This window comes from Rhodococcus sp. 077-4, from assembly GCF_047782425.1.
GTDB lineage: Bacteria > Actinomycetota > Actinomycetes > Mycobacteriales > Mycobacteriaceae > Rhodococcoides.
Map to the genome: position 1 here is coordinate 237,067 of NZ_JAJPWC010000004.1, position 21,218 is coordinate 258,284.

Genomic DNA, 21,218 nt, shown 5'->3' on the forward strand with positions numbered 1-21,218 from the left:
CGTCGCTTATCGATCAGAACGTCAGCAGGACCTTGCTCGATCGGCGTGCATCCGCGGCGAGCGCAAAAGCAGCGAGCGCGTCGGTGACGGGGTATTCGGCGGTGATGACGGCTCCGACATCGAGCGAGCCGTCGGCCAGTGCCTCGATCACGTCGTCCATTTCGTCGTTGAAGCGAAACGAGCCCACCAGGTCGATCTCTCGGGTGATCGCCTGCGACACCGAAACCGGCTGATCTCCCGCCGGCGGAAGCCCGACCATCACCACCCGCCCGCCGCGCATGGTGCCGTCGATCGCCGACGCCAGGCCGCGGTGGTTGCCCGAGCACTCGAACGTCACGTCCGCCTCCACGGAGGCGATCGCTGCGGATTCGCGAGCGTCGATCGTTCGATGCGCCCCGAGTGCACGCGCCACCTCGAGCGAGAAGTCCGCCAGGTCGGCCGCCACGATGTGTGCCGCGCCCGCGCGCGCGGCGACCGCCACGATGAGGGCACCGATCGGGCCGGTACCGACCACGAGGACTGTCTTTCCCCGTACGTCCCCGGCGCGTTCGACGGCGTGCCAGGCCACGCTCGCCGGCTCGGCCAGCGCTGCGATTCTCAGGTCCAATCCCTCGGGCAGTGTCCTGAGCATCCGCGTCGGGATGGCGAGGTGCCCGATGAACAACCCGTCGTTGTGCGGCACCTGCGCGGCGCTTCCCATGTACCGACACCCGGGAGAGAGATTGGGACGATCGGCCGGATATCTCGCCCCCGTGCCACCGGGGGTCGCCGGATGAACGGTCACCGGGGTGCCCTCGGCCGGACCGCTGCCGTCCTCGGCACGGCGAAGTACCGTTCCCGACGCCTCGTGACCCAACCGCATCGGCGCCTTCAGGATCGATTGGCCTGCCGCGCCGTGCTGCCAATAGTGCAGGTCGGAGCCGCAGATGCCGCCGTATGCGATGGCAATGACAGCCTCGTCCGGTGCCGCGGATGTCACGGCCACGGTGTCGAGACGCAGATCGTCGGCGGCATGGGCAACAAGAGCAACGGTCTTCTCGGGGACCTGCACGGCTTCGGTCATGGTGGTTCAGACCTTGCCGAGTACGGGATCGGTTGCGTTGGCCGGATCGGTCAGGTCCCTGTCCAGGGTTTCGGGCGCGAACGACGCGGCCACGAGCACCGAAATCGCCATGATCATCATGTAGACGGCGACGGGAACCCACGATCCGGAGAATGCGGTGATCAGCGCCGCGCACAGCAGCGGGGCGATGCCGCCGCCGAACACCGACGCGAATTCACGTCCCAGTGTCACTCCGGCGTAACGGTATCGGGCACCGAACATCTCGGGGAAGTAGCTCATGGTGACACCGACAGCGCCCTGGCAGGCCAGGATGAATCCGATGATCATCACGATGGTGATCAACACGTGCGAACCGGTGCTCAGAGCCATGAACGTAGGAACCGGAAGAACGACGAGCAGGCTGACGATGCCGATGTACACGGGCTTGCGGCCCACCTTGTCCGAGAGCCATCCGAAGCCCCAGGCCGCGATGCCGCCGCAGATCGCGCCGATGAGCAGCACCTTCGGGATGAAGGTCGGGTCGACGCCGATGTCGTTCTTCATGTACGAGGCCATGAACACCTGGTACGTGTAGGACTGCGCGCTGATGCCGACGGTCATGAACATGACGATGAACAGCGGACGCTTGCCGTTGGTGAACACTTCCTTCACCGGCGCCTTGGGCCGCTCCTGGGCAGCCTTCAGCTCCTTGAAAACCGGGGACTCGTTGAGCTTGCGCCTGATGATGAACGCCGCAACCGTGACCAGGATGCTGCTGAGGAACACCATGCGCCAGCCCCAGGACATCAGTTGATCGTCGGGTAGCAACTGGGCCAGAATCCAGGCGATGGCTCCGAGTGCTGTGCCGAGAGCTGCGCCGGTCATGACCAGGGCCGCCAATCTGCCGCGCTTGCCGATCTCGGCTGTTTCGGTGAGAAGCGTTGCACCGCCGGACTGTTCGGCTCCGGCACCGAACCCTTGGAAGAACCGACACAGTACGAGCAGCACCGGGGCCAGCAGTCCCACCTGCTCGAATGTCGGCAGCAGTCCGATGGCCATGGTCGCACCACCCATCAGCATCAACGTGGCGACCAGAACCCACTTGCGCCCGAGTCGATCACCGTAGCGGGAGAAGAACAGTCCACCCAGGGGACGGGCGAGGAACCCGACGGCGTACGCACTGAAGCTGGCGATGATGCCCGCCGCCGGAGAGATGTTGGGGAAGAACAGCTTGTTGAAGATCAACGCCGACGCCGTGCCGTAGATGACGAAGTCGTATTGCTCGAGTGTGGTGCCGATGAGGCCGGCCCACGCTGCGCGCCGAACTGCGGTCGGATCATGCTTGGCCGGAGCGATTCTGGGAGAATCCGACGGTTCTGTGGTCGTGTCCATGGTTGTCCTCGGGTGAAGTTGCGGCCGGAGCCGAACGAAGGAAGGAGAAGGAGTCAGTCGAGTGTGGTCCGGGATGCTGCGACGACAGGGCGGAGCGAAGAACTCGCTGCTTCGACGGCTGCTGCCATCGGACCGTGACGGACAACAGTATCCACCAATTCCGCAGTGCGTGTGATGAATTCAGGAAAGTGGGCCAATTCGACGGGGAAGATGTCGCCGTGTTCGAGTACCGAACGAACGAAATCTTCGCTGGACGCTGCCGAGGCGGCAAGTCCTGCCAAACGCGCACGTGCTGGGTCGGCCATCGCACGTGCGTGCGGGCCTGGGTCGAAACCTTCGGGCGGGCACACGCAGCACAGGTACGCGGCCAGCGTCAATGACAGATGCTGCGGGACAACACCATTACGCAGATGATGCAGGGTGGGCGTCGGAATTCTCTGCGCGAGTTTCGCCGACCCGTCGGAACCGACTTGTGCCGTTTTGTGCCCCAGAGCGGAGTTGGACCATCGCACGAACAGCTGAGCTGTATAGTCCTCGATGTCCACGTCGTCCGGGACGGGCACGGTCGGGAGGTATTCGTCGACCAGTACTGCTCGAGCCGCTGCTTCCACGAACGGTCGACCTATGGAATCCGGAATGGTCGCGCGGCCGTCCAGAGCGCCGAGATAAGCTATGAGAGAGTGCGTTCCGTTGAGCAGCCGTACCTTCATCAGCTCGTAGGGCTCGACATCCTCGGCGAAAACTGCGCCGCCGACTTCCCAGCGAGGGCGGCCTGCGGCGAAGCTGTCCTCCATCACCCACATCGTGAACGGCTCGGCAGGCACGGCAACGGTGTCTGCTGCGCCCAGCCGGGCAGTGGACTCGGCGTCGTAGAGCTCACTGCTGGCCGGAACGATGCGGTCGACCATGGAATTCGGGAACGTCACCGACGTTCCCAGCCAGTCGATCACGTCGAATGCATCGCAGCGAGTGAGGAACTGGCGCACGAGAGCGGCAGTGCGGTCACCGTTGCCCAGCAGGTTGTCGCAACTCGCCACTGCGATCGGGGCCCCGTGAGTTCGAGCCCGCACCGTCAACGCTCGGGCAAGTTGCCCCACCGTGGTCGCCGGCGCGTCCGGATGCGCCAGATCATGCTGCACTGCCGTCGATTCCAAGTTCAGAGAACCGGTTCGGGGTGAGAACGTGTAGCCCACTTCGGTGACGGTGATCGTGACGATCTTGACGTTCGCGTCAGCGATGGCCCGTACGACCGCGGTAGGGTCGTGCGCCGCAACCATGACTCCGGTGTGCGCGCCGGGCACACTCACTCGCGATCCGGAGGGTGAGATCTCGACGACTCCGTAGAGCAGATCCTGCGCGAGCATGGCATCGGTGACCGTGCGAGATCGGTTGGCCACTCCCAGAATTCCCCAGGATCCGCCGTCGTGCGCCAGTGCCGCGGCGGTGTACACGGCCTGATGAGCGCGATGAAAGTTGCCCAGTCCCAGGTGCACGATTCCGGTTCCGTCCGGCCGCGGCGGGACCGGTCCCGAGCCGGCGAGTGCCGCACGAGACAATCGCGATTCACTCATCTCGTCACCAATCCGTCATGGAGCCGTCGAGACGACGCGCCACCGGCAGATATGCGGGCTCGTACGGGTACCTCGCCGCCAGCGATTCGTCCATGTCCACGCCGAGGCCCGGCGCGTCGCCCGGGGTGAGGTAGCCGTCGGCGAACGACCATGCGTGCGGAAAGACTTCGTCGACGAGTGGGTCGTAGCCCATGAACTCCTGGATCCCGAAGTTCGGCGTCGCCATTCCGAGGTGCACACTCGCGGCGAGGGTGATCGGCGAGACGTCGGACGGCCCGTGTGGCCCGCAGCGGACCTGATGCACCTCGGCGAGCGAGAAGATCTTGCGCACATGGCTGATTCCGCCCGCATGCGCGATGGCGACACGAATGAAGTCGATCAGCTTCTCGGAGATCAGTTGCTGGCAGTCCCAGATGGTGTTGAACACTTCACCGATGGCAAGCGGAGTGGTGGTGTGATGGCGCACCAGTCGCAGGGCGCTCTGGTCCTCGGCGGTGGTGACGTCCTCGAGCCAGAACAGGTCGACGTCCTCGAGCAACTTACCCAGTCGCGCAGCCTGTTGCGGCGTCAGCCGGTGGTGCGCGTCGTGCAGCAGTTTGAGTTCGGATCCGACGTGCTCGCGCACCGCCGCCAATACTCCGGGGACGTGATTGAGGTAGGCGTCGGTATCCCACACCTCCTCGACCGGAAATGCACCGCGCCCCGCGGGCTCGTATCCCTGCGCTCCTCGATGCACGCCGTACACCGAGTCGAGTCCGGGAACTCCGGACTGGGCGCGCACGGCGCGAAAGCCCTGTGCCCGACGCCGATCGACCGAGTCGATCAGTTCCGAGGTGTCCCAACCGGTGGCATGGGTGTACGAGAGAATCCGGTCTCGGACGGCGCCACCGAGGAGTTGATACACCGGTTGCCCCAGCGCTTTGCCCTTGATGTCCCACAGCGCGAGGTCGACTGCCCCGATTGCGGCCATCGTCACCGGTCCACGACGCCAGTAGACGCCACGGTAGAGGTACTGCCACGTGTCCTCGATGCGCGCCGGGTCCCTCCCGATGAGCAGTGGAGCGACGTGATCCCGCAGGTACGACGCCACCGCGAGTTCCCGGCCGTTCAATGTCGCGTCGCCGTAGCCCACGACGCCGTCCGCGGTGGTCACTTTCAGGGTGACGTAGTTGCGGGTGGGGCTGCAGACGATCACGTCCGCGGTGATGATTCGGTCGGTCATCACTTCTGCTCCAGTGCCGTGAAGTTCTCTCCGGCAACCACATTGATCAGTGGTTCCTGCGCGGCGAGTCGACCGATGTTGGCGGTGATGTCGTCGACCCGGCCCGCGAAGGTTTCTCCGGTGATGCCGGAAGAATGCGGCGTCATCAGGATGTTCGGCAGCGTGTGGAACGGACGCGGCGAGGGCGCGCCGATGCCTTCGGGCGACGGGTAGTCGTACCAGACGTCGATGGCAGCACCGCCGAGCGATCCGGTGGACAATGCCTCGAACAGTGCGTCCTGCTGCACGAGTGGGCCGCGTCCGACGTTGATCAGCACGCCGTCGGGCCCGAGGGCGGCGAGCTCCGCAGCCCCGATCATGCCGGCGGTGCGCTCGTTCAGGGGCGCGGACACCACCACGACGTCCGCCTCGGTCATGAGCTCCGCTAGACGGTCCGTCGAAGCGGCCCAGGCCAATCCGTTCTCGGCGGCCTTCACCGATCCGCTACCGGTGACCGCAATGCCGGTGCATCCGAACGCCCGCAGCAGCGCCCAGGACTGCGCGCCGATGTGGCCGAAGCCCACGAATCCTACGGTGGCCGAACCCAGCGAGCTGGACTGCCGAAGCGTCCGGTCGTACACCGGCGACGCCCACCGGTCCTCCCGCAGCTGCCGGTCCTGTTCGAGGAATCCGCGTCGGAGTACTACTGCGGTGGCGGCAACATATTCGGCGATCGACTTCTCGTGGTGAAAGGTATTGGCCACGAGCGTCTGTGGGCTCAGGGCGTCGAACGCGACACCGTCGGTGCCGGCTCCGGCGACGTGCACCAACCGCAACTCGGGAGACGCCTCGGCCAGTGCGGCCGGAAACTTGCCGCCGACGTACACGCTCGCGTCGGCGATGTCGGCGGCAATCGCATCGATCTCGAAGCTGTCGTGCCACGACAGGTCGATGTCGGAGGCGACGCGATCCTCGAATCTCGCTCGATGGGGCAACAGGTTGGGATCTGCGATGACGACCTTCACTTCGAATCGTCCTTTCCTGGAACGAGAGTGCGGTTGTGGACGGGGCCGGAGGAGGCACGGACCACGAGTTGGGTGGGGAGATGAACGGTGCGTGCGGGCGAATCGGGATCGGCCGCTCGTTGGAACACCAGATCCGAGCTGACGAGTCCGGCGCGGCCCATCGGAACGCTGATGCTCGTGAGCGCGGGATGAGCGAGTTCGGCGAGCGGCGAGTCGTCGATCCCGATGACGCTGAGGTCCTCGGGAACCGCCCGGCCCATCGACCGAACTCCGTTCATGACGCCGATGGCCATGGGGTCGTTGTGGGTCATGACCGCGGTGGCTCCCGTGGCGATGACACTGGCAGCGGCGGCGTGACCGCCCGCCAAGGTCTCCTGCTGCCAGCCCAGCACGTCCAGCACGATTCCCCTCGCAGCACAGAACTGTTCGACGGCGTCGACGCGTCGTTCGTTGGACCAGGATCGCGGTGATCCCTGGACGTACGCGAGGTGCGAGTGGCCGAGGGCAGCGAGGTAGTCCACGGCCTGCCGAATTCCGTCTTCCGAATCGGCGACGACGCAATCGCATTCGTCGGAGGATCGGTTGACGAGCACCAGCGGGGTGTCGCCCGCCAGCTGCACGATGTCCTCGGCGGGCAGCCGCGGGGCGCAGACGATCAGTGCGTCGACGCGCCCCTGCAACTCCCCGATCACCTCGCGCTCGCGGTCGGCACTTCCGTCGGTATCGGTGAGAACGATGGTCTGCCTGCGATGCCAGCCCTGAGCCTGCGCGGACTTGACGAAGCTCGCGAAAACGGTATGACCGATATCGGGTACCACCACTGCGACCGTGGTTGCAGCGATACGAGTCTCCGACGATCGACCCGAGGCCGCGACGTAGCCGATCTCGTCGGCGACCGCGATGATCCGGGCCAACGTGTCGGCACCGATGCGGTCCGGATTGCTGAAGGCGCGCGACGCCGTCGACAGCGATACGCCCGCTTGCTGTGCCACCTGCGTGAGCGTCGGTGCCATGGTTCACCTCGTAGGTTCGTTGTGATGCTGCGCACAACGATGGCAGATATTGCGCAATATTGTCAACACCTTGCACAAGCGGTTTCGCGATGTGCGCGCGGCAGGGTTTGACACACTCGGACCGTCCGCCTCACCGACGAACAGGAGCTCCACGGTGCGTACCTTCCCACTCCCCCACACCGGGACAGCCGTCTCGAGCATCGTGTTGGGTTTCATGCGCATCACCGATCTGGACGACGATCGGATTCGACGGTTGGTGGACACCGCCCTCGACGTGGGCGTCACGGTGTTCGACCACGCCGATATATACGGCGGCACTCCGCACGCGTGCGAGAAACGATTCGGAGACGCGGTGACCCTGACTCCGACGCAGCGCGAGCGCATCTCCATTCAGAGCAAGGTCGGCATTCGCGAAGGCTGGTTCGACTTCTCGGAGGAACACATCGTCACCACGGTCGACGCCTCGCTCGAAGCCCTCGGCGTCGATCACCTCGACACACTTCTGCTGCACCGTCCGGACACCCTCGTCGAGCCGGAGGAGGTCGCGGCGGCGTTCGACACCTTGCATGCGTCGGGCAAGGTCTTGGGCTTCGGCGTCTCCAATCACACCCCCGGCCAGATCGAGTTGCTGAAAACGGCTGTCACACAGCCCATCGCGATCGACCAGGTACAGCTGAGCATCGTCCATTGCCCGTTGATCGCCGCCGGCCTGACCGCCAACATGGGCACCGAGGATCAGTCCATCGACCGCGACAACGGTCTGCTCGACTACGCCAGAACACGCGGAATCACGCTGCAGGCCTGGTCTCCCTTCCAGAGCGGCATGCCCTCGGGCGTCTTCGTCGGTGATCGCAAGAACTACGCCGAACTCAACCTGGCGTTGGACGAGATTGCCGACGCATACGGTTCGACCCCGTCCGCGGTGGCGACAGCGTGGATCACCAGGCACCCCGCCGATATTCAGGTTGTACTCGGCACCACGAATCCGGATCGGGTGATCGAGGCCGCGAACGGCTCGGACCTGCGCCTGACCAGGCAGGAGTGGTATCGACTGTTCCGGTCGGCAGGTCACACATTGCCCTGAATTACCACACAGCTACGTCACATCTGCCGTTACCTTATCGTTACTGATCAGAGATCGGTCCGTAATGATCAGGTCTCGAATCGGAGACGTTGCGCTGTCAAGATTGCCGCACGGCGTGCCGGAACCTGTAGCCCTCGGGTTCCACCCCATGCACGCCGGTCGCTAGGCCATCCGAACTGAGAGGTTCGCACTGTGACTGTCACCGATACCTTCCATTCACGATCCGCCCCCGCGAGTGACAACATCCACTACTCGATCGCGGCCGAGTTGCACTCACCTCGCATCGTTGTCCTGCGGGCCTCCGGCGAACTGGATATGCGCGCTCGCGCCGACCTGGTCGAGTCACTCGACGATGTTCTGCGTGGCGAAACCGTTGTATTGCTGGACTTGTCGGCGGTCTCGTTCATGGACGCCGGATCGGCCACCGTGATCGTCGAGGCGGCCGCGCGCGCCGGCGACCGTCTCGAGGTATTCGCACCGACGCGCCCTGCGCGCAGGATCCTCGACGTGCTCGGCGCGGCAGCGATCATGTGCGACTCCCGTGCCGCGTGACCGGTAGAGGTTTGCGGAGTAGCCGATTCGGCAAACCCCAGGAGGACAACGACTCCGAACGGCGCACGGCCGCGGGTCGTCTCCACTGAACCGAAGCGGCTTCTCGACTTGCCGCGTGGAGCTTTTCACGCACACCGAGGCAAGGATCGACAATGGCCGACCAGTTCAGCAAAACCGACCCCACCACCGCATTCCCCATGCCCGATCGGGCAGACCAGGGACGCCTCGACCACCCCGGATTGACGCGCGACATGGTCACCGCCCCCGATCACGGCGAGGATTCCTACCGTGGATCGGATCGACTTCACGGCCGCAAGGCTCTGATCACCGGCGGCGACTCGGGCATCGGCCGAGCCGTTGCACTCGCGTTTGCGCGCGAAGGTGCCGACGTCGTCATCGCCCACCTCGAATCCGAAGGTCCCGACGCTCAGACCACCGTCGACCTGATCGAAGGATCGGGCCGGGCGGGCAGAGCGATCGCATGCGATCTCACCGACGAATCACAGTGTGTCCAACTGGTGGACACTGCGTCCGAGGTACTCGGCGGGCTCGACGTCGTCGTCAACAACGCGGCGTTCCAGATGGCTCAGATGGGCGGCATCGCCGATATCACCACCGATCAGTTCGACCGCGTGCTCAAGACCAACCTGTACGCCATGTTCTGGATCTCCAAGCGCGCTGCTGCCATCATGGACGCCGGTTCGACCATCATCAACACCACCTCGATTCAGGCTTCCAACCCGTCCCCCGAGTTGTTGGACTACGCCACCACCAAGGCTGGAATCGTGGCGTTCACCAAGGGGCTCGCGGGTGATCTCGCCGAACGCGGAATTCGCGTCAACGCTGTTGCGCCCGGACCGATCTGGACGCCTTTGATCCCGGCGACGATGCCGACGGAGAAGTACGAGAAGTTCGGCGAGACGGTCCCGCTCGGACGCCCGGGGCAACCCGCAGAGCTGGCACCGGCCTACGTGTTCCTGGCATCGAACGAATCGAGCTACATCACCGGCGAGACCATCGCCGTCACGGGCGGCACACCCTTCAACTGACCTTGTCGCGGTCCTCGGGGTTGCGCCACGCGAGAAGCACGCCGTCCCCCTCGGGTCGTCGCCACGGTAGAAAAAGCGCAACGGCCAGCGCACATGCCATGGCGGCTCCGACGGTGACGAACGACGCAAGCTGAAAGCCTTCCAGCGAAGCCGCTTTCATTGCGTGGACGAGATCCGCCTTCTGCGTCGCAAACATCGGGTTGGTCGGCGCTTTCACGATCTCGATGACACTGACGACCGTTTCGCGGGCGAAGGCTTTCTGATACGGCTCCATGATGGCGTCGGGGATGGCGTCGATCTTCGGCCCCACCCGGTCGGTGTATATCGACGCGACGATCGATCCGAGGACGGCGACTCCGAGCGTTCCACCGACCTCGCGAGTCGTGTCGTTCACCGCGGAGCCCGCACCTGCTTCGTCGAGTGTCACCGAGGACATGATCGATTCGGTAGCAGGACCCTGCACGATCGCCAGGCCCAGTCCCATCAGGATCATCGAGACGACAACCGGCCCCAGATACGGGGTTTCGACCTCGACCTGCCCTGCGATGAACATGCCGATGCTCATCACCACCAGCCCGAAGACGATCACGGCCGTGGTTCCGATGCGTTGCGCGATCAACGTCGCCAGCGGTGCGCCGACGGCGATGGACACCGCGAAGGGCAGCGAGTGAACACCGAATTGCAACGGCGTCAACTCCATCACCCCCTGGAAGTACTGGGTGATCATGAAAAGGAAGCCGAACATACTGAAGTACGCGACGGCGATGGCCAACGCGGGCAATGAGAATCGCCGGTTTCGGAACAGGTTCAAGTCCAGTACCGGAGACGGTGTTCGCAGCTCCCACCAGACAAAAGCGGCGAGTGCCGACAAGCCTGCGATGTAGGCGCCGACGCTCGTCGCTGACAACCAACCGTTGTGCGGCGCTTCGATGATGGCCCAGACCAACACGGTGATACCGGCCAATGACAGCGCGATACCGAGGGGGTCGTACTTGCCGACGTGCTCGGCTTTGGATTCCGGCACGCACGCCAGTGCTGCGACCAGAACGAGCAGCGCCACAGGAACATTGATCCAGAACACCGAGTGCCACGAGAAGTGCTCGAGCAGGAATCCGCCTGCCGTGGGGCCGATGGCGATGGCGAACCCGGCCATGGCCGTCCAGGCCGCGATGGCCAGCGCTCGCTCCTTCACATCGGTGAAGATGTTGATGATCAACGCGAGCGTGGCCGGAAACACTGCTGCCGCACACACTCCCATTGCCGCTCGGGCCGCAACCACCTGTCCCAGATCGGCTGCGACCGCGCCGCCGACCGACATCACCGCGATACCCGCCAGGCCGACGATCATGACCTTCTTGCGGCCGTAACGGTCACCGAGGTGCCCGAACGCCAACAGCAATCCCGCGAATGTCAGCGTGTAGGCGTCGACCACCCATTGCAATCCGCTGATGTCGGCTCGCAATTGCAGCCCCATCGAGGGCAGTGCGACGTTGACGACGGTGTTGTCCAGAACTACGAGCAGCTCGGCCACGCAGATCACGAGCAGCGCGAGGTAGCGCCGACGGAACGGCGGCGCGTCGGCTCGGTGACGCGAGGTGGTAGGTGACGACATGAAGATCCCTTCGACTATGACGGTCGGCATAGTTCACTGAAGGGAAGTTAGCTGTTACTTACAGTTATAGCAACAGCGAACGGCTTCGCGACGTCTTCGTCAGCGGCCCGTCGACGCCTCCAGGACCGTCTCGAGCAGGCCCAACAGCTCCTCTTCCGTTCGATCCAACGCCGACGTGGAGCGCTGCGCCTTCGCCACGATCAACGCACCCTCGATGGCGGCGATCGCGAAGGTGGCCAACGTACGGGATCGATCGCGGGCCACCCCGCGCTGCCACAGAGACGCGGCGATCGTGTCCTCCCAGGAAGAGAACGACTCACCCGCTGCCGTCACGGCACCCGGCGCATTCAGCCCATCGAGCGCGGCGGGCGCGACCGGACATCCCGCCACGAAGTCGGTGGCCAGCAGTTCGCTACGAAAGCCCTCGATGATCGCCCGAACGGTGAGTGCCGGGCCGGCCGTCGCAAGGCCGGCCGAGATCATCGCGCCCATCACGGCCCCCGCAGTGCGCGTCGCCTCTTCCACCAGCTGGGGCTTGCCGCCCGGAAAGTGGTGGTAGATCGAACCACGCGGCGCACCCGCATGGTCGATGACATCGGCCAGCGAGGTGGCTTCCACGCCGCGGCGACGAAACAGGTGAGCCGCGCTGCGCAGCATGTCCTCGCGCGCGCTGCTTCGATTCGACATCCGAACCCTCCCGAGAAAATCACAATGATTGACGTAACGTTGAGTTACATCTACAGTCGTTCTGTAGCTATGCTATCCAGCATAGCCGAATCGGTAGTACCGGAACCGGAGCAACGCCATGTCCCCTGACACCGACGTCATCGACCTGAGCAGCCCGCTCACCCTCGCCTGTGGGCAGATTCTGCCCAACCGCGTGATGAAAGCAGCTCTGAGCGAGGGCTTGGCCACTACCGAGCACGCGCCCGATTCCCGTCTGGAGACGCTCTACCGCCGATGGGGAGCGGGAGGCTACGGCCTGGTGGTGACCGGCAACGTGATGGTGGACCGGGCCCATCTCGGCGAACCGGGCAATGTCGTCATCGAGGACGATCGCGACCGCGATGCACTGGCCCGGTGGGCGAAGGCGACGTCCGATGGCGGTGCCCCGATCTGGATGCAGCTCAATCACCCCGGTCGGCAGGCGAACCCGATCGTCACGCACGCCAAGCCCGTTGCGCCGTCTGCCATCGCCCCCAACATCCCGGGTATCCCAGCGCCTCGAGCGTTGAGCGAGAACGAGATTCACGACATCATCGGACGATTCGCGACCGCAGCGGCCGTGGCCGAGACGGCCGGCTTCGACGGCGTCCAGATCCACGGGGCACACGGCTACCTGGTCTCGCAATTCCTGTCGCCGCTGTCCAATCGGCGCGACGACGCGTGGGGCGGCGATCTCGACGGGCGGATGCGCTTCGTGATCGAAATCGTGCGCGCAATCAGAGCAGCGGTGTCGCCGAGCTTCGCGGTAGGGATCAAACTGAACTCCGCAGATTTCCAACGTGGCGGGTTCAGCGAAGAAGAATCGCGCATCACCGTCGAGCATCTCGTTCGGGAATCGATCGATCTGATCGAAATCAGCGGTGGTAGCTACGAATCACCCGCCATGATGGGCACCGCGAGCACCCGCGATCGCGAGGCGTACTTCTTGGAGTACGCACGCACGGTTCGCGACGCGGCCGGAACGGTGCCACTTGCGGTGACCGGAGGCTTCAGAACCCGCTCGGTGATGAGTGCGGCCGTCCAAGCGGGTGAGTGCGACATGGTCGGCCTCGGCCGTCCGACAGCCCTCACCCCGGAGGTCGCGAACTCACTGGTCGACGGCACGCTGGATCGGGTCGAAGCGCCGCGCGTGGCTCTGCGACTTCCATCGAAGTCCAGCGCGTTCAAGCAGATCAACGGCGCCCTCGATCTGCAGTGGCACACCGACCAACTACAGCTCATCGGCGCTGGGCGTCAACCGAATTCGAGTCGTCCGGCGTGGAGAACTGCGGCGTCGATGATGCAGCGGAACGGTTGGGACGCGTTTCGCAACCGTCGAAGCGCTGCTCGAACGGACACATCTGCTGCAGTGACGAAGTTCCGCCGCGAGCGCTGGGTCGGCAAACACATCGCGAATCCACTCGTCAACGGACTCACATCGATCGGCGTCAGAACTTCCCTGGTCACCGATATCGAGACGATCGGCCGCAAAACCGGACTGCGTCGGCAAGTACCGGTATCGGCAGTGTTCGACGACACCGGAGCGTGGCTGATCTCCCAGCACGGAACCCGATCCGGCTGGGGAGCCAACATCACCGACGAACCCCGAATCCGAATCCGAGTAGGCAGCCGATGGCGCACCGGCACAGCAACGTTGGTGCCCGACGACGACGTTGCCCGCCGAGCTCGATCATTCTCGAACAACCCGGTTCTCGGCCGCCTCATCGGAGTGGGCTTCCGTGCATTGCAGACCGACCCCGTGTCGGTGCGAGTCGAGTACGACGATTGACCGGCTCTTGACGAGCGACTTAGGTTTGGTTTACTTAAGTTGTGAAGACGCTCCCCTACTCATCCGTCGCCCTCGGCGCGGTCCTTGTTGCATCCCTGATCTCGTCCTGCGGTGTCGACACCGAACCGGCGACGACGAACTCGGCCACTCATTCGGTCACCACACAGTTCGGCACCGTCGAGGTACCGGATCGAATCGAGTCGGTCGTCGTCATCGACGGACGGCGCGACCTGGACATCGCCCTGGCGTTCGACTTGCCCATCGTCGGGATTCCGGTGGAAACCGAGGCCCCGCCGGAAATTCCCGGCCCGCTGACCGAGCCCACCAAAAAGCTGCTAGCAGACGGAGTGCCCGAGCTGTACCCGCGAAACACGGTCGACCTCGAAGCCGTCGCACGCGTCGATCCCGACCTGATCATCGGCCGCGACGAGGTGATCGAAGAGATTTACGACCAGTTGAGTGCAATCGCGCCGGTGTTGCCGGTCGGCTCCACCGGCACCGGTGTCAGCTGGCAGCAGGACGTGACAACGATCGGCGAGGCACTGAACCTGCAGGACGAAGCCCGAGCAATTACCGACGAATACCGTACTCGCGTAGACGAACTCACGACGCAGTACGCCGACGCCATCGCCGGTACCACAGTCCTGCCGATCAGCACGTCGGAAGTAGGCGGGATCTCGATAGGACGTGACCGGGTGACGTCCATCGCGCTCGAAGATGTGGGAGCCCGCTTCGGCTCCGCCTGGACCGCCGCCACTCCGGAGATCGAATACGGACCGGAGAACGTCACCGCCGCATCCGACGCGACGGCGATGATTGCCGCAATCACGTCGGAGCAAGATCTGCAGGCGATGAACGCCAACCCCCTCTGGACCGGATTGACGGCTGTACGCAGCGACCGCATCGTCCGGACGGACAAGTTCACCAACGACGGGGGTCCACTGACCGCACTGTGGACACTCGGTTTGGTGGAAGAGCTCTACGACCCGAGTTGATCGCAGACTTTCAGATGGGCGGAGTTTCGCTCGACGGCAGGGATGTAGGGGTCGCATAATCACTCGATGGAACCGATACCCACAGGCACGCTGCGCAGCACCGACACCGGACTGGCGCTCGAGCTGACCAGGACCATTGCCGCTTCGCGCGAGGATGTGTGGGCCAGCCTCACGGAATCGCCCCGGACGGCACTGTGGTTCGGGCCGTGGGAGCGCATCTCGGAGAACACCGTTCGTGTCACGATGCGCTTCGAGGAGGGCGAGCCCGAGTCGGATATGGCCATCGACGTATGCGAGCCGCCCAGCCGACTGGCTGTGCGAACGATCGACGAGATGTCATGGCCGTTGGAGGTTCGTCTCGACGAGAATGATGGTTCGACGGTCGTGGTTCTCGTACACAGTTGCGAGAGCACGGACGGTCTGGGCGACATCGGCCCCGGTTGGGAGTACTACCTGGACATGCTCATCGCATCCAGGGACGGCACGCCGCTGCCGAGTTTCGACGACTACTACCCATCGCAGCAGGGGTACTACTCAACGCTGCGCCCACAATGAATCGGTGACTGCGTAGCCAGTTGGATCGGCTCTTACCGCGTTGTGAGCTAGGACAACAAAAACTGGGTACGTTCGGGCTATGCCCTATCTGGATCGCGTAGCAGACGTGTTCGTGCTGAACCTCGGAAGCCGGGGCATCGACGACAGCGAAAACCGTATGGGCCCGGACTGGGTTGCCGAGATCAACACGTTGCTCGACGAGGTGGAGTCCTCCTCCGGCGCGGCAGCGCTGGTGACCACTGCGACGGGCAAGTACTTCTCCACCGGCGTCGATCTGTCGTGGGGTGCCGACAACCTCGACCAGATCAATCGGTTCATCGGCACAGTGCAGGAAATGCTCGTGCGCTTCCTGACATTCCCGATGCAGACCGTCGCCGCGATGCAGGGACACACCTACGGCGGCGCCGCATTCTTCGTGATGGCACACGACCACCGCATCATGCGGTCCGATCGCGGCTTCCTGTGCTTCCCCGGCGTCAACATCGGCGCAACCTACAGCCCGGGAACCGTCGACATGGTGCGAGCGAGGTTGGCTCCGCACGCATTCCACGAGGCGCTCACCACCGGCCGACGCTACGGCGGTGGCGACGCCATGACACTCGGACTGGTCGACGCGGTCTCGACGCAGGAGCGGTTGCGCGACGACGCCATCTCCCGCGCAGCCGAATTGGCCGGCACGCGAGGTGACGTCCTCGGCGAGATCAAACGCACCATGTACGCCGGCGAGATCCGTTCACTGCTGACGCCTGTCGCCGGCGTCGACGAAATGGCATGGGTCTCCAACTAGAGCTAGGCCTCGGCAACCAGAGGCGCAACCTCGGTGCCCAGAAGCTCGATGCCACGTAGCAAGTCGCTGTGTGCCAGCCGCGGATTCGTCATCTGCAGCGACAGTCGGTCCACGCCACCCAGTTGTTCACCGACCCGAACGATCTTGTCGGCCACAGTCTTCGGATCCCCCATGAAGAACGCACCGTCGGGACCGGAGGTGGCGTCGAACTGCTGCCGGCTGGGCCGGGCGAATCCGCGTTCGCGAGAGATCTTGGTGAACATCTCGTTCCAGCCGGGGTAGATGGTATCTGCCGCAGCCTGTGTGGTCTCTGCGACGAAGCCGAACACGTGCAGACCGACCTTCAGCTGCTCCGGCGGATGGCCCGCCTGCGCTCCGGCGCGCCGGTACAGGTCGACGAGCGGGGCGAACTGCCGTGGTTCGCCGCCGATGATGGCGATCATCAATGGAAGTCCCAGAAGTCCTGCGCGAGCAAAGGATTCAGGCGTTCCACCGACGCCGACCCAAATCGGCAACGGATCCTGCATCGGACGCGGGTAGATGCCCTGACGGTTCAGCGCCGGGCGGTGTCGACCGGACCAGGTCACCTCGACGTTGTCGCGAATCTGCAGCAGGAGGTCGAGCTTCTCGGCGAACAGTGAGTCGTAGTCGGCCAGATCGAGACCGAACAACGGGAACGACTCGGTGAAGGATCCGCGGCCCACAACCAGGTCGATTCGGCCCTTCGAGATCAGATCGAGGGTCGCGAACTCCTGGAACACCCGTACCGGATCGTCTGCGCTGAGTACCTTGACCGCGCTACCGAGCCGGATGTTCTCGGTGCGCGCCGCTGCCGCGGCGAGAATGATCGACGGGGCCGAGTCGTAGTACTCGCTGCGATGATGCTCACCGATGCCGAACGAGTAGAGCCCGACCTGATCCGCGAGGGCGATCTCTTCGAGCAGGTGACCCATTCGCTCCTCCGGAGCAATCACCCGGCCGTCGGTCGGATCGGTCACGGAGGAGACGAAACTGTCTACGCCCAGATGCATGGTGGGACCTTTCGATTCGGGATGGTCGACTTCATCAGCATCGATGAAGATTCAATTATTCCGATGGAGCAGTCGAGCGTGGGCTAGGCTCCCCAACGCTTCAACTCGTCCGCTGCAAAATACATCTGCTGCGACGCGCCGAAGCGAACCAACATCTGCTGCTTCTCCTCGTAGAACCAGACGACGGTTCCGTAGATACCTTTCATAGGCCCATCAACCGCCGTGACACCGTCGCCGATCTCGAAACCGTCCATGGCTGCCACCGTACCGATGCGCCGGTCATGGCTCGTAACGCTGCGGTACCGGTGCCGTGTGCTTGCCCCTAGCTCGAACGGCTTCGCGTCGGTTCGACAGAATCCTGTGTATGGCAACGACCGCGACACCGGGACAGTTGTGGGTCCCGCGCCATGCTCGGTGCGTCTTCAGCGCTGGTGAGGCGCTACCGACGAGCGAAGAATTCCCTCAGGTGTGGGTGCCAGGACACGCGTCAGATCGGTGAGAGGTACCGGCGTGTCGACCAATGCCGCCCACGGATATCTCTCGCCGGTGGCGTCGAGGAAGGCAACTGCCTGCGCGAGATGCCGCGGCTCGTAGTTGTGCACGCCGGTGATCGTCAGCCAGTTCCGGACGACGCGCTCGGGATCGATCGAAATCGCTGGGCCGGGAGAAACCGATCCAGCGAGCACGAGCCGGCCACCGGTGTCGAGTCGTCCGAATCCGGATCGAACGGCATCCGCGGCACCGGTGAAGTCGATGGCTATGTCGACCAGACTGCCGTCGTCGTCCAGTGCCCCGAATCTGCGAGCTAGTTTCTGTCGCAGGGCATCCCGGTCGACGATGCGCACGGACGCTGCATCCCTTTCGGCCGATGCTGCCGCCGCGGTGACACCGAGCATGCCGGCACCGATGATCAAGACTCGCTTTCCCACCAGGTCGCCTGCGGCTTCCATTGCCGCCATCACGGTGGCCGTGGCGCACGCTGCAGGCGCGGCAACCGCATCGGGCATCGAGTCGGGAACGGTCACTGTCGCGGTTCCGCGTGGTAGCACTATGTGTTGGGCGTACGAGCCACTCAGAACCCACTCGTTCGAGGCTGATTCGTGGCCGATCTTGCGCACGCCGACGCACTTGGCGGTGAATCCGGAAACGCAACGCGCGCATCGGCCGCATGCGACGGTGACCGACCACACCACCCGCTCGCCGAGAAGAACGCCGGCAGCGTCGCCGACCGCGACGACGGTACCGACTGCCTCGTGCCCGAGGATGGACGGACACTGTGCAGATCGTCGGCCGGAGACAGTGTGCAGATCGCTCCCGCACACCGTGGCGAGGTCGACGCGCACCAGCAGATCTCCCGCCTCGAGTGCGGGGATCTCGATGTCCCACATGTCGATCCCGCTCCCCGTCCACACGGCAGCCCTGGTCAGACCAGCAGTGATCTGATCCATCCGGAGATCCTTTCCACGATGTACACGACGACGAAGATGACGAGAACGATGGCACCGGCGACGTCGAAGTTCAGTGTCCGTATCGACTCGAAGAGCAGGAAACCGATACCGCCTGCACCGACGATTCCCAGGACGGTGGAGGTACGGATGTTCACGTCGACCAGATACAGGCTCGACCCCGCCATCGACGGAATAGCCTGCGGTACAACGGCACCGAGAGTTCGGTTCCACCAACCGCCACCGACGGACGCGACCGCCTCCACAGGACCGGGGTCGATCTCCTCGATCGCGTCGGCGACGAGTTTGCCGAGGAAGCCGACGGATCCGATGGCCAGTGCGCAGGTTCCCGCCACCGGGCCGAGACCCAGCGCAGCAACGAACACCACGGCAAGGATGAGTTCGGGAACCGCACGAACGAGCAGGATCCAGGTTCTCGCGAACCAGTACACCGCGGGGTGCGGACTTGCGTTGCGCGCAGCCAGGACTCCGACGGGTATGGACAGTACGATGCCGATCGCGGTGGCAACGACTCCGATGGCGACCGTTTGTACTGCAGCATCGAACAGATCCGATCCCAGAGACGAGAAGTCCGGCGGGACCATTCGCCCGAACACCTCGATCGACGGCCCGATCCAGGTCAGAAGCGACCGCGGATCCAGCTCCAGCACAACGAAAGACGACACGACCGCGACAACGAGCACGGCCGACGCACCGATCCGCATCAGCCGATCGCGCTGCGGGCCGGCCTCGGACGGGACCAGCAGCATGCGGCGAAGAGCCATCGCTGCCAACTCCATCGTCGCGATGATCACCAGGATCACCAACACGATTCCGAGAGCTCGCGGGTAGATCAGTCCGCGCAGGGCGTCCTGCAGGGCGAAACCGATACCGCCGGCCCCGACGAAACCGAGGACAACCGACATTCGTAGATTGATGTCGATTCGGTAGACGAAGGCTCCGATCCATGCCGGGACAACCTGAGGGACAACGGCGTTGATCATTTCCCGGAAGTAGCCGGCTCCAGCGGCCCGAATCGCCTCTCGCGGTCCCACATCGGTCTCTTCGATGGCATCGGCGAACAGTTTGCCGAGCATGCCGATGGAATGCAGCGCGAGAGCCAGGATGCCCGGCAGCACTCCGATCCCCAGCGCCCTGACGAACAACACCGCGAACAGCAGGTCCGGCATTGCCCGGCAGAACGTGATGACGGCGCGAGCGGCGCTGTAGAGGACCGGATGTGGCGAGGTGTTCCGTGCCGCGAGAAACGCCAACGGTATCGAGACGATCGCCGCGAGCACGGTGCCCAGCACCGCCATGAGCAACGTATCGAGTGCAAGCGAGACGATCCGGCCGGTGTCGTCGACGCGCGGCGGCAGCATTCGTTCGAGCAGATTGCCCACATCGTCGAGACCATCGATCAAGGTCGTGGGCGCGAAGTCGATGTATCCCGCCGAGAGCACCGTGAGCACGAGCGCGCCGACGACCAGCGCCGGGAACAGCCATCTGCGCCGATGCGGATCATCTTGTGCTGCAGTCTTCGTGGGCTTCGGTTCGATGGTGACGGTCATGTCGTGGCCACCCCGGACATGGCTCCTGGGTCGGGCACAATTCGCTGGTAGATCGGCATGATGTCCTCGCGCTTCAGACCTGCTGCCGGGCGATCGAGCACCACCTTCCCGTCCCGTAGACCCACGAGGCGATGCGCCCAGCCCAGCGCCAGATCGACCTGATGCAGGGTGCACACCACGGTGAGCTTTTCCTCGCTGCACACCCGCTGCAGCAGATCCATCACCACTCCCGCGTTCTCGGGATCGAGCGAGGCCACGGGTTCGTCCGCGAGCACGATCCGCGGACGCTGCATCAGGGTGCGTGCAATTGCCACCCGTTGCTGCTGTCCGCCGGACAGAGTGTCGGCACGCCGTTCGGCGAAGTCCGCCAATCCGACTCGGTCGAGACACGCACGGGCTTCCTCTCGCATCACCTTCGGGTAGGTGAGCGCGCCGTAGCGTGGAATCGAGAGACGGCCGATGCCTCCCACGAGTACGTTCTCGAGGCAACTCAATCGACCGACGAGATTGAAATGTTGAAAAATGAATCCGACATCTCGACGCAGTTCGCGCACACGGCGACGGTTCGCGAGGTCGACGCGAATGTCGAGGGCGGTCACGCTCCCCGAGGTGACGGGATGCAGGCCGTTGATGCACCGCAGCAACGTCGACTTGCCGGAGCCGGACAGTCCGAGCAACACCAGCATTTCACTATGCTGCACATCGAGATTCACGTCCTCGAGCGCGGTGGTGGATCCGAACGTCTTGGTGACGTTGCGGACGCTGACCACGACATCGCTTCTGTCCATCGGTGAGGACA

The 21,218-nt window shown here is 64.2% G+C and carries 20 protein-coding genes; 7 read left to right on the plus strand and 13 right to left on the minus strand.

The features are described from left to right. Positions 1–13: 13 nt before the first annotated feature. Genes ACNEOT_RS21505 through ACNEOT_RS21530 form a run of 6 tightly spaced genes read right to left on the minus strand, consistent with a single transcriptional unit; the run spans position 14 to position 7,244 of the window. Positions 14–1,063: an L-idonate 5-dehydrogenase gene (locus ACNEOT_RS21505; protein ID WP_415976640.1), complete on the minus strand. Its 1,050-nt coding sequence runs from the start codon at positions 1,061–1,063 to the stop codon at positions 14–16. Positions 1,064–1,069: 6 nt separating this feature from the next. Continuing rightward, the gene (locus ACNEOT_RS21510; protein WP_415976641.1) at positions 1,070–2,434 is read right to left on the minus strand and encodes an MFS transporter; all 1,365 of its coding nucleotides are present in this window, start codon (positions 2,432–2,434) and stop codon (positions 1,070–1,072) included. 53 nt (positions 2,435–2,487) lie between these two features. Further along, positions 2,488–4,005: a mannitol dehydrogenase family protein gene (locus tag ACNEOT_RS21515; RefSeq protein ID WP_415976642.1), complete on the minus strand. Its 1,518-nt coding sequence runs from the start codon at positions 4,003–4,005 to the stop codon at positions 2,488–2,490. A 4-nt stretch (positions 4,006–4,009) separates the two neighbouring features. After that, complete coding sequence (gene manD / locus ACNEOT_RS21520) at positions 4,010–5,227, minus strand: D-mannonate dehydratase ManD (protein ID WP_415976643.1); 1,218 nt, start codon at positions 5,225–5,227, stop codon at positions 4,010–4,012. Beyond that, on the minus strand, positions 5,227–6,231 hold the full coding sequence (locus ACNEOT_RS21525) for a 2-hydroxyacid dehydrogenase (protein ID WP_415976644.1): 1,005 nt from the start codon (positions 6,229–6,231) through the stop codon (positions 5,227–5,229). The genes manD and ACNEOT_RS21525 overlap by 1 nt, the downstream gene beginning before the upstream one ends. Next, positions 6,228–7,244 (minus strand): LacI family DNA-binding transcriptional regulator, encoded by a 1,017-nt coding sequence (locus ACNEOT_RS21530; RefSeq protein ID WP_415976645.1) that lies wholly within the window; start codon positions 7,242–7,244, stop codon positions 6,228–6,230. The genes ACNEOT_RS21525 and ACNEOT_RS21530 overlap by 4 nt, the downstream gene beginning before the upstream one ends. 154 nt (positions 7,245–7,398) lie before the next feature. Between ACNEOT_RS21530 and ACNEOT_RS21535 the strand changes: the two genes are divergently transcribed. From ACNEOT_RS21535 to ACNEOT_RS21545, 3 genes are all read left to right on the plus strand, one after another. Further along, positions 7,399–8,328 (plus strand): aldo/keto reductase, encoded by a 930-nt coding sequence (locus ACNEOT_RS21535; RefSeq protein WP_415976646.1) that lies wholly within the window; start codon positions 7,399–7,401, stop codon positions 8,326–8,328. A gap of 192 nt (positions 8,329–8,520) precedes the next feature. Beyond that, positions 8,521–8,880, plus strand: coding sequence for an STAS domain-containing protein (locus ACNEOT_RS21540; RefSeq protein ID WP_415976647.1), 360 nt, complete (start codon positions 8,521–8,523; stop codon positions 8,878–8,880). Between the two features lie 152 nt (positions 8,881–9,032). Continuing rightward, a complete protein-coding gene (locus ACNEOT_RS21545) occupies positions 9,033–9,929 on the plus strand; it encodes an SDR family oxidoreductase (RefSeq protein WP_415976648.1) in 897 nt (298 codons plus the stop codon). Here the strand turns inward: ACNEOT_RS21545 and ACNEOT_RS21550 are convergent. Together ACNEOT_RS21550 and ACNEOT_RS21555 are read right to left on the minus strand one after the other, a co-directional pair. After that, on the minus strand, positions 9,922–11,541 hold the full coding sequence (locus tag ACNEOT_RS21550; RefSeq protein ID WP_415976649.1) for an MFS transporter: 1,620 nt from the start codon (positions 11,539–11,541) through the stop codon (positions 9,922–9,924). The two genes, ACNEOT_RS21545 and ACNEOT_RS21550, sit on opposite strands and share 8 nt — an antisense overlap. Before the next feature lie 99 nt (positions 11,542–11,640). Beyond that, positions 11,641–12,228: a TetR/AcrR family transcriptional regulator gene (locus ACNEOT_RS21555; protein WP_415976650.1), complete on the minus strand. Its 588-nt coding sequence runs from the start codon at positions 12,226–12,228 to the stop codon at positions 11,641–11,643. 118 nt (positions 12,229–12,346) lie between these two features. Here ACNEOT_RS21555 and ACNEOT_RS21560 point away from each other — a divergent pair, with 118 nt between their 5' ends. The 4 genes from ACNEOT_RS21560 to ACNEOT_RS21575 all read left to right on the plus strand — a co-directional run bounded on the left by ACNEOT_RS21560 (position 12,347) and on the right by ACNEOT_RS21575 (position 16,372). After that, complete coding sequence (locus ACNEOT_RS21560) at positions 12,347–14,035, plus strand: nitroreductase family deazaflavin-dependent oxidoreductase (RefSeq protein WP_415976651.1); 1,689 nt, start codon at positions 12,347–12,349, stop codon at positions 14,033–14,035. Between the two features lie 41 nt (positions 14,036–14,076). Continuing rightward, on the plus strand, positions 14,077–15,030 hold the full coding sequence (locus tag ACNEOT_RS21565; RefSeq protein ID WP_415976652.1) for an ABC transporter substrate-binding protein: 954 nt from the start codon (positions 14,077–14,079) through the stop codon (positions 15,028–15,030). Positions 15,031–15,096: 66 nt separating this feature from the next. Beyond that, positions 15,097–15,585: an SRPBCC domain-containing protein gene (locus tag ACNEOT_RS21570; RefSeq protein ID WP_415976653.1), complete on the plus strand. Its 489-nt coding sequence runs from the start codon at positions 15,097–15,099 to the stop codon at positions 15,583–15,585. A 79-nt stretch (positions 15,586–15,664) separates the two neighbouring features. Continuing rightward, entirely contained in the window at positions 15,665–16,372 is a 708-nt protein-coding gene (locus ACNEOT_RS21575) for an enoyl-CoA hydratase-related protein (protein ID WP_415976654.1), read from the plus strand. A 2-nt stretch (positions 16,373–16,374) separates the two neighbouring features. On the opposite strand, the gene ACNEOT_RS21580 is transcribed toward ACNEOT_RS21575, so the two are convergent. From ACNEOT_RS21580 to phnC, 5 genes are all read right to left on the minus strand, one after another. Then, entirely contained in the window at positions 16,375–17,403 is a 1,029-nt protein-coding gene (locus ACNEOT_RS21580; RefSeq protein ID WP_415976655.1) for an LLM class flavin-dependent oxidoreductase, read from the minus strand. Between the two features lie 83 nt (positions 17,404–17,486). Continuing rightward, positions 17,487–17,657, minus strand: a complete 171-nt coding sequence (locus ACNEOT_RS21585; protein WP_415976656.1) for a hypothetical protein — start codon at positions 17,655–17,657, stop codon at positions 17,487–17,489. A 168-nt stretch (positions 17,658–17,825) separates the two neighbouring features. Then, positions 17,826–18,851 (minus strand): zinc-binding dehydrogenase, encoded by a 1,026-nt coding sequence (locus ACNEOT_RS21590; RefSeq protein WP_415976657.1) that lies wholly within the window; start codon positions 18,849–18,851, stop codon positions 17,826–17,828. Continuing rightward, the gene (phnE, locus tag ACNEOT_RS21595) at positions 18,827–20,419 is read right to left on the minus strand and encodes a phosphonate ABC transporter, permease protein PhnE (protein WP_415976658.1); all 1,593 of its coding nucleotides are present in this window, start codon (positions 20,417–20,419) and stop codon (positions 18,827–18,829) included. Before phnE ends, ACNEOT_RS21590 begins: the two co-directional genes overlap by 25 nt. Then, entirely contained in the window at positions 20,416–21,207 is a 792-nt protein-coding gene (gene phnC / locus ACNEOT_RS21600; protein ID WP_415976659.1) for a phosphonate ABC transporter ATP-binding protein, read from the minus strand. Before phnC ends, phnE begins: the two co-directional genes overlap by 4 nt. Between the last annotated feature and the right edge of the window lie 11 nt (positions 21,208–21,218).

Excerpts from the sequence above, each read along its gene's own strand:
- phnE (WP_415976658.1), bottom strand. The coding sequence starts at position 20,419 with ATGACCGTCACCATCGAACCGAAGCCCACGAAGACTGCAGCACAAGAT.
- ACNEOT_RS21590 (WP_415976657.1), bottom strand. The coding sequence starts at position 18,851 with ATGGATCAGATCACTGCTGGTCTGACCAGGGCTGCCGTGTGGACGGGG.
- manD (WP_415976643.1), bottom strand. The coding sequence starts at position 5,227 with ATGACCGACCGAATCATCACCGCGGACGTGATCGTCTGCAGCCCCACC.
- phnC (WP_415976659.1), bottom strand. The coding sequence starts at position 21,207 with ATGGACAGAAGCGATGTCGTGGTCAGCGTCCGCAACGTCACCAAGACG.
- ACNEOT_RS21505 (WP_415976640.1), bottom strand. The coding sequence starts at position 1,063 with ATGACCGAAGCCGTGCAGGTCCCCGAGAAGACCGTTGCTCTTGTTGCC.
- ACNEOT_RS21580 (WP_415976655.1), bottom strand. The coding sequence starts at position 17,403 with ATGCATCTGGGCGTAGACAGTTTCGTCTCCTCCGTGACCGATCCGACC.
- ACNEOT_RS21515 (WP_415976642.1), bottom strand. The coding sequence starts at position 4,005 with ATGAGTGAATCGCGATTGTCTCGTGCGGCACTCGCCGGCTCGGGACCG.
- ACNEOT_RS21555 (WP_415976650.1), bottom strand. The coding sequence starts at position 12,228 with ATGTCGAATCGAAGCAGCGCGCGCGAGGACATGCTGCGCAGCGCGGCT.
- ACNEOT_RS21575 (WP_415976654.1), top strand. The coding sequence starts at position 15,665 with ATGCCCTATCTGGATCGCGTAGCAGACGTGTTCGTGCTGAACCTCGGA.
- ACNEOT_RS21560 (WP_415976651.1), top strand. The coding sequence starts at position 12,347 with ATGTCCCCTGACACCGACGTCATCGACCTGAGCAGCCCGCTCACCCTC.
- ACNEOT_RS21510 (WP_415976641.1), bottom strand. The coding sequence starts at position 2,434 with ATGGACACGACCACAGAACCGTCGGATTCTCCCAGAATCGCTCCGGCC.
- ACNEOT_RS21570 (WP_415976653.1), top strand. The coding sequence starts at position 15,097 with ATGGAACCGATACCCACAGGCACGCTGCGCAGCACCGACACCGGACTG.
- ACNEOT_RS21545 (WP_415976648.1), top strand. The coding sequence starts at position 9,033 with ATGGCCGACCAGTTCAGCAAAACCGACCCCACCACCGCATTCCCCATG.
- ACNEOT_RS21550 (WP_415976649.1), bottom strand. The coding sequence starts at position 11,541 with ATGTCGTCACCTACCACCTCGCGTCACCGAGCCGACGCGCCGCCGTTC.
- ACNEOT_RS21530 (WP_415976645.1), bottom strand. The coding sequence starts at position 7,244 with ATGGCACCGACGCTCACGCAGGTGGCACAGCAAGCGGGCGTATCGCTG.
- ACNEOT_RS21585 (WP_415976656.1), bottom strand. The coding sequence starts at position 17,657 with ATGGACGGTTTCGAGATCGGCGACGGTGTCACGGCGGTTGATGGGCCT.